Genomic DNA, 13,654 nt, shown 5'->3' on the forward strand with positions numbered 1-13,654 from the left:
GATGGCTACCCCTTGATTGTCGAGCCAACGATCGAATCGACGAAGAAGCGCTGCAGGAAGACGAAGAGGATGAGCGGCGGCAGCACGGCGAGCGTTGCGCCGGCCATCACCAGGCCGGTGTTGACGGCGCCGCGGTTGTAGCTGAGCAGCCGGCTCAGGCTGATGACGATCGGATAGGCGTCGGCGTTGCCCTGCAGCACGGTCAGCGGCCACAGATAGCTGTTCCAGTGATAGACGAAGGCGAACAGAGCCAGCGCCGCGATGGCCGGCGCCACGCTCGGCGCCACGATCTTGAACAGGATGAGCAGCTCGGAAGCGCCGTCCATGCGGGCGGCGTCGATCAACTCGTCCGGCACGCCGGCGATGAACTGGCGCATCAGGAAGATGCCGAAGGCGTTGGCGAGGTTGGGCACGATGATGCCGGCAAGGCTGGCGCTCAGCCCGATCGAGCCGACCATGCGGTAGAGCGGGATCAGCGTCACGATCGGCGGCAGGAACATGGTGGCGATCAGCAGCGAGAAGAGCAGCGAGCGGCCGGGGAAAGAATATTTGGCGAAGGCGTAGCCGGCCATCATGCTGGTGACCAGGATGCCGGCGGTGGTGATCGTGGCGATGACCAAGGAATTCCACATCGAGCGTCCGACATTGATCACGCCGGCGACCTTGCCATAGGCCTCCAGGGTTGGCGTATGCGGGATCCACACCGGCGGCACCTGCATGGTCTCGGCCGGCGTCTTCAGGCTGGAGAGAACCATCCAGGCCAGCGGGAAGGCGGAGGCGACGGCGACCAGAAGCATTGCGGTCGCGAGCAGCGCCTTGCGGCCCGAAGGGCGCTTGCGGGTGAGCGATCGGGTTGGAGCGCTCATTCGCTGTCCTTGCGATTGGCAAAGGCAAACAGCGCCGAGACGCAGACGATCAGCGACAGCATCAGCATCACCGCCATGGCCGAGCCCAGCCCGCCCTGCGCGCGTTCGATGCCGACGCGGCGGATGTGGTAGGTGAGCACGTTGGTCGAGCCGACCGGTCCGCCTTGCGTGATCAGCGCCACCGGCTCGAATACCTGCACCGCATTGATGATGGCAATGACCGCGCTGAACAGAAGCGTGCGGCGAAGCAAGGGCAGGGTTATGAAGCGGAACTGCTCGCGTCCGTTGGCGCCGTCGAGCGTCGCCGCCTCATAGAGGCTGCCGGGGATCTGCGTCAGTCCGGCGATGGCGAGCACCGTGAAATAGCCGACCTGCTGCCAGACATTGAGGAAGACGATGGAGACCAACGCCGAGCGCGGCGAGGAGAGCCAGGGCTGCGGACCGATGCCGGCCAGGCCGAGCAGCTGGTTGAGCGGTCCCTCGCTTGGCGAATAAAGCTTCGACCAGACCAGCGCGACCGCGATCATCGGCACCATGTAGGTCGAAAACAGCACCGTGCGCAGCGCGGTGCCGCCGGCGATTTCGCGCTGGTAGACTAGCAGTCCGAAGACGACCGACAGCGGCAGGATGAGAACGACGGACAGCGCGGTGTAGATCGTGGTGTTGAGCAGGGCCGTCTTGAAATCGCGGCCGACCGAGGTGGGGCTGAAGATCTCGTGGAAATTGCCAAGCCCGACGAAGCTCGCGTCGGAAAAGGGCGTCTGCGTCGACCAGTCCTGGAAGGACAGCCATACGGTCAGCAGCATCGGCAGCAGCACGAACACGCCGATCAATGTCACGGCGGGCGCAAGCATGATGCCCGCCGAGGCACGAAAAGCTTTGGCCATTCACCTGCTTCCGATGGCTCCGGGTCAAAGACCCGAGCTATTTCGCCGCGCGCTCCAGGATCGACGTGGCGTCGGCCTGCGCATTCGTCTGCGCATCCTTGGCCGAGACCTGGCCATACTGCAACGCCTCGAGCGTCTGCTGCAGGGATTCCGAGAATTCCTGGCCGCCGAGCACCACAGGGAAGGGGCGCGCATCGGCAAGAACCGAGACGTAGCCGGACAGGAATTCGGAGCCGAGCTTGTCCTTATGCGCCTCGATGTCGGAGGTGCGTGACGGCAGGATGCCCATCGACATCAATATGTCGGACATGGCCGAGGCGCCGTTCTTGCCCGACTTCAGGCTGTTCAGCCAGGCGAGGAATTCCCAGGCCGCCTTCTGCTCGGCCTCGCCGGCCTTGGCGTTGACAACGGTCATCCAGGAATAGGAGATCGAATGCGGCTTGTCGCCGCTTGGGCCGACAGGGATGGGAGCGGTGGCGATGTTTGCGAACTTGTCGCCCATGCCGGTCTTGAGCGCGCTTTCCCACCAGTTGGCCATGATAATCATGCCGGTCTTGCCGGAGACGAAATTGTCGAGGAACGGGCCCGTGGTGTTGGCGTCCGCCGTTGCCATCGCCGGATTGCTCGCGCCGGACTTTATCAAGTCTTCATAGAGCGCGAAGGTTTCGCTGGCCTGGGAGCTGTCCAGCGCCGGCTTGCCGTCCTTGACCAGGTTGCCACCATTGGAGACGAGCAGTGAGGCGAAAGGATGGACCACGCCCGCCGCCCATGAGTTGATCATGCCGAAGCCCTGCTGGCCCCTGGCCTTGTCGGTCAGCTTCGCGGCGGTATCCTTGAGTTCGGCCCAGGTCTTGGGCGGAGCGGCGATGCCCGCTTCCTTGAACAGTTCCTTGTTGTAGTTCAGCGCGTAGACGTCGATCTCGTTCGGAATGCCGTAGAGCGTCCCGCCGACCGAGGCGGCGCTGACGACGCCCGCCGGCCAGGCGCTCTTCACCTCGGCTGCCACCGCATCGGGAGCGGGGGCGACGAGCTTGTCCTTTGCCAGTTCCGGCAGCCACAGATCGTAGATGCCGCCGATCGTCGGACCATCGGACGAGCCGCCCTGCGAGCGCAACGTGGTCAAGAGATCGCCGAAGGGAACCGCACGCACGGTGACGGCGACATCCGGGTGCTCCTTGGAAAAATCCTTGGCCGCCGCTTCAAGCAGCGCCACCGTCTCCGGCGACCAATGCGTCAGGTAGGAGATGTTGACCGATTGCGCCCAGCCGGTCGCGGGCAGCGCAATAAGCCCCGCGGCGAATCCAAGCTTCGAGATCCAGGCAAGCGACATCGGCGTCCTCCACATAAGCGATGACCAGAGTGGATGACGTTATGACAACTTTGAGCAAAGGCGCAAGCCCCCTTCCGCGCGAAGGTTCGGAGCACGTTTGCAGATGAAAAACTAGATGACGTCGATCCATTCAGATTATGTAAATAGATCAGCAGGATAAGATGCGGTTTCCTAGCCGATCACCGATCAATAAGCAGCCGTCGACGTCTTTGCGGCTCTTGCGAGCGGCATCATGTCGTTATAATGACATCTGAAAAAATGCTGACCGGAGCCGCCATACATGACACGGGTTCTCGCCATCGATCTCGGCGGCACCAATCTGCGCGCCGCGATCCATACGGGCGATATCGGCGTCCTTGTGCCCCAGGTCCGTGAGCCGGCGCCGGCGAGCCTCGACGCGTTCGTGACGCGCGTTCGCACGCTTGCGGCCGCAGGCGAGGCCGAAGCGCTCGGGCTTGCCGTGCCGGGACTTGTCGAGGGCTCCGCATGCCGCTGGATACCGAATCTGCCCTGGCTCGACGGCGTCGACGTCGCGGCGCTGTTTCCCGACCTTCGCGTGGCGGTCGGCAATGATGCGCAGATCGCGCTGCTCGCGGAAGCGGCGCACGGCGCGGCCAAGGATGTTTCCGATGCGATCCTGCTGGCCATCGGCACCGGCATCGGCTCGGCGGTGCTGGCCAATGGCGGCATCGTCGCCGGCGCCCATGGCGGCGCCTGCTCCTTCGGCTGGGCCAGCGCCGACGTCAAGGACCACGGCGAGGATCGCAGCGGCTGGCTGGAACGTGTCGCCTCCGGCCGTGCGCTGGACGCCCTTGCCGCACAGATCGGACTGGCCGACAGCCGCCAGCTGATCGCCGCCGCCAAAGCAGGCCAGCTTGCCGCGCAGACCCTGCTCGAGGTGCCGGCGCGCCAACTCGGCACGGCGCTGGCCGGCGCGGTCGGGTTGCTCGATCCAGGAGTCATCCTGGTCTCGGGCGGCCTGGCCGATGCGCTGGATGTGATCGCGCCGCCATTGCTTGCGGCGCTACGGCGTCAATTGCCGCCGCATCTGCGTGGCATCGAACTTAGGCCTGGATTGTTCGGCTCCCGCGCCGGCCTGGTCGGTGCTGCGCTTGCCGGACAGGCGGGAAGCGGGTGGAGACAGATCCGATGAGCGAAGCGAGCTTTCAGCAGCCGGACCGCAGGCGACCGGAGCCGCTCTGGTACCAGGTCGAGGAGGCGATCCGCGCCATCGTCAAGAGCGGCGAGTGGGCGACCGGTGACCAGATCCCGGCCGAGGATCGGCTCTGCGCGCTGTTCGGCGTCAGCCGCATCACGCTTCGCCACGCGCTGCGCAATCTTGAGGAAAGCGGACTGCTCAGGCGCGAGCATGGAAGGGGCACCTTCGTGCGCTCGGCGACGCTGGTCGCCGGCACGCGCGAGCTCACCTCCTTCACCCAGGAGATGGGCAATATCGGCGTGGTCGCCGGCTCGCGCCTGCTCGACTGCAGCCTGACGACGGCGAGTGCGGCGGCGGCCGGCGCGCTGGAGATCGAGGAGGGCGATCCTGTCGTGCGGATCCGGCGATTGAGGCTGGGCAACAACGAGCCGATCGGCATCCAGACGGCGCAATTGGCGGCCGCGCGCGTGCCGGGCTTTCTCGATGCCGGCCTGCTCAAGGGCTCGCTCTACGAGGCGCTGGAGCGTCAGTACGGCATCGTGCCGGTCGAGGCGCGCGAGAACTACCGCGTCGGCGCGGTCAGCGGCGCCGACGCCGAGCTGCTCGACCTGCCCGCGGGCAGTCCCGCCTTCGTTGTCGAGCGCATCACCATCGACGAGCGCGGCCCGTTCGAATTCACCGTCTCGGTCATGCGCGGCGACCGCTACGAGATACGCTCGACGCTGCGCGCCGGCCGTCTCCCAAACACCAGAAGCTGACACGATCAACAGGAGTACCGAAGTGTCCGATCTCTACATTCCCCGTCTCGCCGCCCTCATCGAACAGGCATCGAAGGCCAATGAAGAAGCCTTCGGCCAGGCGGCGAGCCGCTTCGCCGACACGCTGCAAAACGGCGGGCTGGTCCATCTCTACGGCTCGGGCCATTCGGTGCTGCCGGCGCAGGAGATGTTTCCGCGCTATGGCAGCTTCGTCGGCTTCAATCCGCTGACCGACCCGCGTGTGATGTGGCACAACGTGCTCGGCGCAGGTGGCGTGCGCGAGCTTTTGTGGCTGGAGCGGACCGAGAAATATGCCGAGAAGTTCCTCGACCATCAGCCGCTGAACAAGGGTGATTCCATCATCATCTTCGGCCATAGCGGCCGCAATTCCTCGGGTATCGACACCGCGCTCTACGCCAAGAAGCGCGGCATCTTCGTCGTAGCCGTCACCAGCAAGAACAATCTCGACAAGCCGGCCACGCATTCCTCCGGCAAGCGCCTGGCGGACGCCGCCGACCTCGTCATCGACACCTGCTCGCCGATCGAGGACGCGGTGGTGCCGATCGAAGGCTGGAGCCGCCCGGTGTCGGGCTCGTCGACGGTGCTGGCGATGATCATGGCGCATGAGTTGCTCGCCCGCACGGCCGAGCAATTGTCGAAGCGCGGCATCGAGCTGCCGGTCTTCGCCTCGCCGACCATTGCGGGCGTGACGCTGCACGACACCGACGTCATCTACGGCGTCTACCGCGAACGCATGATCGAGGCGCAGAAGAAGCACCTGCCGACCTTCCAGGCGACGATGCGCGGGGAATGATCAGGCGGGAGGCGCATCAGGCGCCTCCCGCGAACCGTTCAAATCCGGCGCCGCCTGGTTGCGGAATGCCTGGGCGGCGCGTCATTCTCATCGGGATTGGGGATCGGCTCCTCGTCGGGCAGCCGGTCCGGCTCCGGTTCGCGCACCGGTTTCGGTTCCGGGATGGGCGGCGGCGTGGGCACGGGCGTGGGAGATGGGTCCGGATTGGGGAGAATGGCCATCGCGTTTTCCTTCCGTTCGATGCCTTGGCAAGGCCTGCTGCGAATCCCAAAAACGGGGATGTCCTGCCCGACCTGAACTGATGGAGGTGACCGCTGCATTCGGACGCTTCGTCTGGAGCGATCGGCGGCGCAAGCTGGCAGAACGGCCACGCCCGCGGATGGTTCCAACACGATCGCGGCGCGCGACGGCGGCAGACAATGATCAAATGATTCCACCTGCCTGTTTCGGCTCTTGCCGGCGTCGGTCGGCGCCTTAAATCCCGTTGTGGACGGGGGCCATCTGCCGACACAGGAGACGGCCGTGAAGCACCAAACCCTTGATCAGATCAACGCCGTTGCCGACGTTCATACCGAAGCACCGGCTCTCATCGCTAATCGCGGTCAGCGCCTTGAGCGCTGGGCGCAGCTTCTTGAACAAAATCCCGGCCGCCGCCTCACGGCGCTGGCGGGCACCGAATACGCCTCAGCCGATGTGCGCCAAAGAATGCGTATCGACGGCTCGGCGATCACCATCGCTTTCGAGGATCCGATCTTCCGCGCGCAAGGCCTGCGGGACGACACTTACGGCGAAGCCAAGCGCTTCTTCGAAATGAGCGACTGGCAGCTGCATGAAGTCGTCTGCCATTGCCATGTCGGCGCCAACATGCCGGCCCGCTGGGCGGCCTCGCGCGTGCGCGCGGCGATCTCCCCGGGCGCCGGCATTCTCGCGTGGCTGAGAGCGGTGTTCATGCGCTAGAGCGGTTCCGTCGGCGGGATCGCGTCGGGCTCGCCGGTTGACGCAGACGAAGGAGAGGCGCCGGGCTCTCCTCCGCGTCAGCGATCGATCTCGCCGAACACGATGTCGAGCGAGCCGATGATCGCCGCGACATCGGCCACCATGTGCCCGCGCGACAGGAAATCCATCGCCTGGAGATGGGCGAAGGATGGCGCGCGTATCTTGCAGCGGTAGGGAACGTTGCTGCCGTCCGAGACCAGATAGACGCCGAACTCGCCTTTCGGCGCCTCGACAGCGGCATAGACCTCTCCGGGCGGCACGCGGTGGCCTTCGGTATAAAGCTTGAAATGATGGATGGTCGCTTCCATCGAGCGCTTCATGGTGGCGCGCGACGGAGGCGTGATCTTCTGGTTGGGCACCGCGACCGGGCCCCGGCCATCGGATGAGCGCAGCTTTTCCAGGCACTGCCGCATGATCCGCACCGACTGGCGCATCTCTTCCATGCGCACCAGATAGCGATCGTAACAGTCGCCGTGCTTGCCTATGGGGATATCGAAATCCATTTCGGGATAGCATTCATAGGGCTGCGCCTTGCGCAGATCCCAGGCGGCGCCCGAGCCGCGCACCATGGGGCCGGAGAAGCCCATGCCCCAGGCGTCGTCGAGCGAGATCACGCCGACGTCGACATTGCGCTGCTTGAAGATGCGGTTGTCGGTGAGCAGGCCCTCGAGATTGTCGCAGACCTTCAGGAACGGATCGCAGAAATCCCAGATGTCGTCGAGCAGCTTTTCCGGCAGGTCCTGGTGGACGCCGCCGACGCGGAAATAGTTCGCGTGCATACGCGCGCCTGAGGCGCGTTCATAAAACACCATCAGCTTCTCGCGTTCGGCGAAACCCCATAGCGGCGGCGTCAGGGCGCCGATATCCATGGCCTGCGTGGTGACGTTGAGAAGATGCGACAAGAGCCGCCCGATCTCGCAAAACAGCACGCGGATCAGTTGGCCGCGCCGGGGAACGGACAGCTCGAGCAGCTTTTCGGCGGCAAGGCAGAAGGCATGCTCCTGGTTCATCGGCGCGACGTAGTCGAGTCGATCGAAATAAGGCAGGGCCTGCAGATAGTTCTTGTATTCGATCAGCTTCTCGGTGCCGCGATGGAGCAGGCCGATATGCGGATCGGCGCGGTCGACGATCTCGCCGTCCAGTTCCAGCACCAGCCTGAGCACGCCATGCGCCGACGGGTGCTGCGGCCCGAAGTTGAGCATGAAGTTGCGGACCGCGGCTTCGGTCATGACAGCCTCCGCAAGAGTGAGGATCGAAGGCGAACCGCAGCCCGTCGGCCGCCGTTCGGCTGCGTCATGCCCCCAAAGGTCAGGCCGTCGTCTGGATGATCAGCGTCAGCGTGCCGTCACCGTCGATGTTGGCGGCAACGACCTGCGAGGAATTCAGTCCGTTCGCATGCAGAACCGACGTCGCCTCGGGCGAGGCGTCGACCGAGTTCTGCAGCTTGGCCAGTTCCTTGGCGGTCGTCCTGGTGACTATGGCTTCGGCCTGCGCCTTCACTTCCGAGGGCAGGTCCTCCATCGCCACCACGACGATGTTGGTGACGTTCTGGGCGGCATCGTCCTGGCCGGGCTGCGGCTGGCCGGGGATGGGTTCCTGGGCAGGGGGCGTCGCTTGCGGCGGCTGCGGATCGGCGCGTTGAGCGGAAGCGGGCTGCGCCAATGCCATTGCCGACAGCGTCAGGACCATCGTCAACATGCGCATCGTCTTTCCTTTCCATCTGGAAAATCTGACGACACAACCCTGGCGCCCGGCGATGGTTCCCGGATAATCGCCGGCGCGGCTGCTTAAAGAGCCCGCATTGTCCGCAACGTCACCGAATAGCGATGGCGTTCGACTGGCGGAATGCTGTGCTCCCACTCGTGCCTGGCCGGGCCTGCCATGAGGTAGAGCGATCTGGGCTCGACCTTGATCGTTTCACGGTCCCACGCCGCGCCGTTCTTGCGGCGCAGCCGGAAGCTGCAGGACGCCAGCAGGGAAACGCCGGCGACCAGCTCGAAATGCGGCTTGTCCCGATGCCAGCCTATGCCCGCGCCCGGGCGATATTCGTTGATCAGCACTTGCGCGAACTCTGTTGCGGGGATGCACGCAAAAGCGGCGACCTTGGCGCGAAGCGGCAGCAGGAAGTCCGGTATGGGCGGCGCTTCCACGACCTGGCGGCGTTCGTAATCGTAGCGCAAGCCGAAGCCGACGACCTGCCTGTTGGCAAGATGGCCGTGGAAATCGAACGGCTTGAAGGGCAGGCCCCGGATATGACGGACCAGCTCGTGCTCTTCGTCGCGGGCAATCAGATCCGGCTGGTAGGAGAAGCCCACGGGCATGGGCGGCTGGCTTGCAGGCCCACCGAACAGATCGCCCTGGAAAGCGTCGCCGGCAGCTCGGTTTTTCAATGATGTCATGCGGCTCAGATAGGCAATCGGGCCCCTTGTGCAAGCCGGCACGGCGGAACCTCGCGGCGCACGAAGAATTAAGCGTTAGAAGTAGGAGACGGCACATGCCTTCCACCGCGATCCGTACTATCCATTACGATCCGTCGAGGCGGGTACTCTCGGTATGGTTCGTCCCGACCGGCAAACGCTATGACTATGAGGACGTAGGACCCGAGGTCTACACGGCTTTCAAGGCGGCCTTCTCAAAAGGGCAGTTCTTCAACGAATTCGTTCGCGACCGTTTCAGATATCACCTGGTCGAGCATGAAGACTCGGCCTGCTCCGAAAAAATATAGAAATCAATGAAGTTAAAATGGCGGAGAGAGCGGGATTCGAACCCGCGTTACGGTTTCCCGTAAACACACTTTCCAGGCGTGCGCCTTCAACCACTCGGCCACCTCTCCGTCTTGGCATCTCGCGTCGGCCGGTTTTGCCGCGCGGGTTGGGGAGATGCTCCCATGGGAAGTCCTCAACGGATATCTGGTGTGCCCTCAACCGGCAGGCAACCCTTCCCGGCACCGCTAGCCGTCTAGGCAAACAGGCGCGGGGCTCATCTAGTCGATCCTAAAGCGAATGCCAAGCCATATTGGCATTGCCGCGGCTTTTGCCGTGTATGGGCGCAAAGGCGGGTCCAGGGGGCGATGCGTTCGAATGATGTGCACAGGCCGATGGCGGCGCGCCGGCGACGCTTGACTTCGCCTCCGCCCGGCTGTCGACTGCGCCAATCTTGTTTTCATGCAGTCCCGGTGGACGGTTGCGAGCTTTCCCTGGAATTGCCGGTTCGGTTTTGCAGTTCCCGCCGGAAGTCGCCAGGCGGCTTTCCCGGAATTGCCTGGGCGAGGGGCATCGTCCCGACATGGCATCGATCGACCAGCAACCCGCGGGGCGGCCGGACGGCGGGCTTTCCCTCATCCCGGTGGCGTGGCTCGTCATCGTCATGGGGTTGTCGGCCTACGGGCTGATCTCCTCCTGGCGGCTGATCGGCGACTTCAGCCTGCCCGACAGCGTGTTCTTCCTAGTATATGGCGGCCTTAGCGGCGGCGTCATCACCATCCTGTGGGGGCTGTACCTGCTTGGCCTTGCCTTCAACCGGTCGGCTCGCTTCCCGCGCCATTACACGATCTGGCAGATCGCCATCATCATCTGGCTCCTGGTGCGCCAGGCCTATGTGTTGCTCGTGTCCGACTTCGTCTTCTCGGCCGAGGCGCTGGGCTTCACCGTCGCCGAGATCGCCATCGGCCTACTTTGCATTTACCTGCTGCGCAACGGGGCCGGCGCCGAGACGATCTACGCCAATCCGGAGACCGAGCGGCCGCCGGTCTTCGTCTCGATCCTTGCCGCGCTGCTCGGCATCATCCTTGGCGGCGCGATCGGCGCCTGCGCCGGTTTCTTCGCCGGTTCGTTGATAGCGGACCTGACGCATATGAGCTGTTTCGAGGGCGCCTGCGGATTTTTCGCGGCTTTTGTCGGCCTGGGCGGCCTGATCGTCGGCGCGGTCGCCGGCGGCATTTTCGCCATCTGGCGGGTGAACCGGCGCAAGCCTGCGCGGGCTCGCTAATTTCACGGGTCGCGATTGCGCGGGAACCACGCAGGCTCTATGTCGATTGCGGGGCAGGCGGGAGCGTTCCCGGGGAGAGCGTCGATGTTGCGTTTCATCTTTCGGCTGGCAGCCATGGTTGCGCTGTCGATCTCGGTGATCATGGCGGTGATCGATACGACACGCTCGGTCGCAGCCTCCTCGCTGGTGATGACGCCGCTCAATGCAAGCTGGCTCGCGGTCTCGCCCGATACCCGTGCGGCCTTCGAGACTTTCGTGCGCACCAAGGCAAGCCCGCTGGTCTGGGACGGCGCCGTCGCATGGGTGCTCGCACAACCAGGTTTTGCTGTTTTCGCGGTGCTGGCCTTCCTGCTCTACGCCATCGGCTACCGGCGCAAGCGCCGCGGCGCGGAATTCGCCCCAAGTCCCTGAAGGCTCTTGTTTTGACGCTGTTGCGGACGGACGGCCACGGCGAAATCGCCGGTAACCGCTTTTTCCAACAGGTCAAAATTCCACGTGAATTTTGTTTCGCGCCGTGCCAGATTGACCGCGAGCGGGAGGGGCAAAACACTTCCTGCCTGGCACCGCAAGCCTGCCGGAGAACCGGGCGGGCAGGCGGCGCATAACGGAAAAATAACCGACAGGGTGTGGATCACATGAAACGTATCGTTCTCGGCCTTCTGGCCGCAACCGCAATGGTTCTTCCGGCTTTCGCCGCGGATGTCCAGCCGGCCATCCTCTATGATCTGGGCGGCAAGTTCGACAAATCCTTCAACGAGGCCGCCTATCATGGCGCGGAGAAGTTCAAGGCCGAGACCGGCATCGCCTATGTCGAATTCGAGGTCTCCAACGCCTCGCAGCGCGAGCAGGCGCTGCGCCGCTTCGCCGAGGACGGCCGCAACCCGATCGTCATGGCCGGCTTTGCCTGGGAGGACGCGCTGAAGAAGGTCGCGGCCGAATATACCGATCTCAACTTCGCCATCATCGACGATGCCGTCGACCTGCCCAATGTCCGCTCGCTGGTGTTCAAGGAGAATGAAGGCTCCTACCTCGTCGGCATCCTGGCGGCGATGGCGTCGAAGTCGAAGAAGGTCGGCTTCGTCGGCGGCATGGACATCCCGCTGATCCGCAAGTTCGAATGCGGCTATGTCGGCGGCGCCAAGTCGGCCGGCGCGACGGACGTCATCCAGAATATGACCGGCGACACGCCGGCCGCATGGAACGACCCGGCCAAGGGCGGCGAGATCGCAAAGACGCAGATCGACCAGGGCGCCGACGTGGTTTACGCGGCTGCCGGCGGCACCGGCGTCGGCGTGCTCCAGGCGGCGGCGGATGCGGGCAAGCTCGGCATCGGCGTCGATTCCAACCAGAACGGCCTGCAGCCCGGCAAGGTGCTGACCTCGATGCTGAAGCGCGTCGACGTTGCCGTCTACAATGCCTTCATGGACGGCAAGAACGGCACCTTCAAAGGCGGCGTCGAAAATCTCGGCCTCAAGGAAGGCGGCGTCGACTACGCCATGGACGACAACAACAAGGCGCTGGTGACCGATGAGATGAAGGCGGCCGTCGAAAAGGCCAAGGCCGACATCATCTCGGGCAAGGTCCAGGTGCACGACTACACCACCGACAACGCCTGCCCGTATTGATCTGCGGCTGAAGCAAGGTTTGAACCGCCGGGCCAACGCCCGGCGGTTTCGCGTTGGAGAGGGAACGATGCGGCCGACGATCGAGGCCATGGCTGAAGGCGACGTCGAAGCAATCGCGGGGCTTCGCCTCGCGGCTTTCTTCGAAGGCACGGACCGGACACTCGACGAGGACATGGCCGGGTTGCGCGGGTTGATCGCCGGCGACGGCTCCGAGGCAGCCTTCGTTGCGCGCGACCGTGGCCGGCCGATCGGGAGCTGCCTGCTCGTCCGCAGCGAAATCAGTTCGCCGCACGACTTCTCGCCATGGCTGGCCGGGCTGATCGTCGAGGATGGATATCGCGGCAGCGGCGTTGGCACGGCGCTGGTCAGAACCGTTGAGGCTCATGCTGTCTCGGCCGGTATCGGCAAGCTCTATCTCTACACCTGGCAGGCGCGCGGCTTCTACGAGGCGCTTGGATGGACGGCGGTCGAGACCTTCGAGCAGGACGGCGCGCCGATGCTTCTCATGTCGCGTGAGCTATAGCGTGCCGGCGAGATAGCCGAGCGCAAAGGCGGCCAGCAGGGCAAGCACAATAACAAAGCCAAGCCTGCCGCGCGGATGGAGGCCGACGCGATAGGGCTTGCGCTCGAGCCGGTGGATCATCGGCGGCGGCGGTTCGGCCTCGGCGGCAATGCCGGCGAGCCGTGCCTGCATCTGCGGCAATTCGGCAAGGCGCTGCGTGACCAGCTCCCAGCGATTGTCGCGCCCTTCAGGTGCCGCGGGATCGAAGGCGCGCAAGCGCTCGGCCAGCCGCAGCACCGTGTCGCGAAAGGCGGGATCAATCTCGAGGTCGCGCTCGGCGCGGGCGCGTTCCCTGTCGTTCATCAGGCCAAAGACATAATCGCCGGCCCTGGCGACATTGTCGCTTTCACTGGACATGGCCGTCTTTCCCCATGGCTTCTCACCAATGCGGCGGCTTGGTCACCGGCACGTCGGAGGCGGTCTGCTCCTCCAATTCCAGGAAACGGTCGGCGAGGGCTGCGAGCTTGCGCTCCATGCGCTCGATCACCTTCCACTGTTCGGCGATCTGGCCGGACAGTTCCTCGATGGTCTTTTCCTGCTCGGCGGCGCGGATTTCCAACGCCGTCAGCCGATCGTCAGGCATGGTCATGCAAACCGACCCTTGCGAATGTGAAGCCTCTGCCTAAGCAGATATTCGTGGATGCCCGAATATCTGCTTAGGCCCTGTTGG

At 64.4% G+C, this 13,654-nt stretch carries 18 protein-coding genes and 1 tRNA gene; 9 read left to right on the plus strand and 10 right to left on the minus strand.

From position 1 onward, the window contains the following. Positions 1-5: 5 nt before the first annotated feature. Genes CK219_RS07980 through CK219_RS07990 form a run of 3 tightly spaced genes read right to left on the minus strand, consistent with a single transcriptional unit; the run spans position 6 to position 3,083 of the window. Positions 6-866, minus strand: a complete 861-nt coding sequence (locus CK219_RS07980; RefSeq protein WP_095766243.1) for a carbohydrate ABC transporter permease — start codon at positions 864-866, stop codon at positions 6-8. Continuing rightward, positions 863-1,753, minus strand: coding sequence for a sugar ABC transporter permease (locus CK219_RS07985; RefSeq protein WP_095766244.1), 891 nt, complete (start codon positions 1,751-1,753; stop codon positions 863-865). The genes CK219_RS07980 and CK219_RS07985 overlap by 4 nt, the downstream gene beginning before the upstream one ends. A gap of 37 nt (positions 1,754-1,790) precedes the next feature. Beyond that, the gene (locus CK219_RS07990; RefSeq protein ID WP_095766245.1) at positions 1,791-3,083 is read right to left on the minus strand and encodes a sugar ABC transporter substrate-binding protein; all 1,293 of its coding nucleotides are present in this window, start codon (positions 3,081-3,083) and stop codon (positions 1,791-1,793) included. Positions 3,084-3,363: 280 nt separating this feature from the next. Here CK219_RS07990 and CK219_RS07995 point away from each other — a divergent pair, with 280 nt between their 5' ends. The 3 genes from CK219_RS07995 to CK219_RS08005 are packed head-to-tail and all read left to right on the plus strand — an operon-like array spanning position 3,364 to position 5,814. Further along, on the plus strand, positions 3,364-4,236 hold the full coding sequence (locus CK219_RS07995) for an ROK family protein (RefSeq protein ID WP_095766246.1): 873 nt from the start codon (positions 3,364-3,366) through the stop codon (positions 4,234-4,236). Next, positions 4,233-5,000 carry a GntR family transcriptional regulator gene (locus tag CK219_RS08000; RefSeq protein WP_095766247.1) on the plus strand — a complete coding sequence of 256 codons (768 nt, stop codon included), beginning with the start codon at positions 4,233-4,235 and terminating at the stop codon, positions 4,998-5,000. Before CK219_RS07995 ends, CK219_RS08000 begins: the two co-directional genes overlap by 4 nt. Positions 5,001-5,022: 22 nt before the next feature. Then, a complete protein-coding gene (locus CK219_RS08005) occupies positions 5,023-5,814 on the plus strand; it encodes an SIS domain-containing protein (RefSeq protein WP_095766248.1) in 792 nt (263 codons plus the stop codon). A gap of 38 nt (positions 5,815-5,852) precedes the next feature. On the opposite strand, the gene CK219_RS08010 is transcribed toward CK219_RS08005, so the two are convergent. Beyond that, positions 5,853-6,035 (minus strand): hypothetical protein, encoded by a 183-nt coding sequence (locus CK219_RS08010; RefSeq protein ID WP_095766249.1) that lies wholly within the window; start codon positions 6,033-6,035, stop codon positions 5,853-5,855. A gap of 301 nt (positions 6,036-6,336) precedes the next feature. On the opposite strand from CK219_RS08010, the gene CK219_RS08015 reads away from it, so the two are divergent. Next, positions 6,337-6,771 carry a hypothetical protein gene (locus CK219_RS08015; RefSeq protein ID WP_095766690.1) on the plus strand — a complete coding sequence of 145 codons (435 nt, stop codon included), beginning with the start codon at positions 6,337-6,339 and terminating at the stop codon, positions 6,769-6,771. Between the two features lie 77 nt (positions 6,772-6,848). Here CK219_RS08015 and CK219_RS08020 read toward each other — a convergent pair whose 3' ends face one another. From CK219_RS08020 to CK219_RS08030, 3 genes are all read right to left on the minus strand, one after another. Next, entirely contained in the window at positions 6,849-8,039 is a 1,191-nt protein-coding gene (locus tag CK219_RS08020; RefSeq protein ID WP_095766250.1) for an NADH-quinone oxidoreductase subunit D, read from the minus strand. A gap of 79 nt (positions 8,040-8,118) precedes the next feature. Beyond that, positions 8,119-8,514 carry a hypothetical protein gene (locus CK219_RS08025; protein WP_095766251.1) on the minus strand — a complete coding sequence of 132 codons (396 nt, stop codon included), beginning with the start codon at positions 8,512-8,514 and terminating at the stop codon, positions 8,119-8,121. A gap of 83 nt (positions 8,515-8,597) precedes the next feature. Next, positions 8,598-9,209 carry an alpha-ketoglutarate-dependent dioxygenase AlkB gene (locus CK219_RS08030; RefSeq protein ID WP_095766252.1) on the minus strand — a complete coding sequence of 204 codons (612 nt, stop codon included), beginning with the start codon at positions 9,207-9,209 and terminating at the stop codon, positions 8,598-8,600. 95 nt (positions 9,210-9,304) lie between these two features. On the opposite strand from CK219_RS08030, the gene CK219_RS08035 reads away from it, so the two are divergent. After that, entirely contained in the window at positions 9,305-9,535 is a 231-nt protein-coding gene (locus tag CK219_RS08035) for a KTSC domain-containing protein (protein ID WP_095766253.1), read from the plus strand. A gap of 18 nt (positions 9,536-9,553) precedes the next feature. Here the strand turns inward: CK219_RS08035 and CK219_RS08040 are convergent. Beyond that, positions 9,554-9,643: transfer RNA gene (locus tag CK219_RS08040), tRNA-Ser, on the minus strand. 452 nt (positions 9,644-10,095) lie between these two features. Between CK219_RS08040 and CK219_RS08045 the strand changes: the two genes are divergently transcribed. The 4 genes from CK219_RS08045 to CK219_RS08060 all read left to right on the plus strand — a co-directional run bounded on the left by CK219_RS08045 (position 10,096) and on the right by CK219_RS08060 (position 12,945). Beyond that, a complete protein-coding gene (locus tag CK219_RS08045; protein WP_095766254.1) occupies positions 10,096-10,797 on the plus strand; it encodes a hypothetical protein in 702 nt (233 codons plus the stop codon). 84 nt (positions 10,798-10,881) lie between these two features. Further along, positions 10,882-11,208 carry a hypothetical protein gene (locus tag CK219_RS08050; protein WP_095766255.1) on the plus strand — a complete coding sequence of 109 codons (327 nt, stop codon included), beginning with the start codon at positions 10,882-10,884 and terminating at the stop codon, positions 11,206-11,208. A gap of 224 nt (positions 11,209-11,432) precedes the next feature. After that, complete coding sequence (locus tag CK219_RS08055) at positions 11,433-12,422, plus strand: BMP family ABC transporter substrate-binding protein (RefSeq protein WP_095766256.1); 990 nt, start codon at positions 11,433-11,435, stop codon at positions 12,420-12,422. Between the two features lie 67 nt (positions 12,423-12,489). After that, on the plus strand, positions 12,490-12,945 hold the full coding sequence (locus CK219_RS08060; RefSeq protein ID WP_095766257.1) for a GNAT family N-acetyltransferase: 456 nt from the start codon (positions 12,490-12,492) through the stop codon (positions 12,943-12,945). On the opposite strand, the gene CK219_RS08065 is transcribed toward CK219_RS08060, so the two are convergent. Together CK219_RS08065 and CK219_RS08070 are read right to left on the minus strand one after the other, a co-directional pair. After that, positions 12,940-13,341 (minus strand): hypothetical protein, encoded by a 402-nt coding sequence (locus CK219_RS08065; RefSeq protein WP_095766258.1) that lies wholly within the window; start codon positions 13,339-13,341, stop codon positions 12,940-12,942. The two genes, CK219_RS08060 and CK219_RS08065, sit on opposite strands and share 6 nt — an antisense overlap. A gap of 22 nt (positions 13,342-13,363) precedes the next feature. Continuing rightward, on the minus strand, positions 13,364-13,573 hold the full coding sequence (locus CK219_RS08070; protein WP_095766259.1) for a SlyX family protein: 210 nt from the start codon (positions 13,571-13,573) through the stop codon (positions 13,364-13,366). Positions 13,574-13,654: the final 81 nt, after the last annotated feature.

Origin of the sequence: Mesorhizobium sp. WSM4313 (genome assembly GCF_002294725.1) — a bacterium.
Taxonomy (GTDB): Bacteria; Pseudomonadota; Alphaproteobacteria; order Rhizobiales; family Rhizobiaceae; genus Mesorhizobium.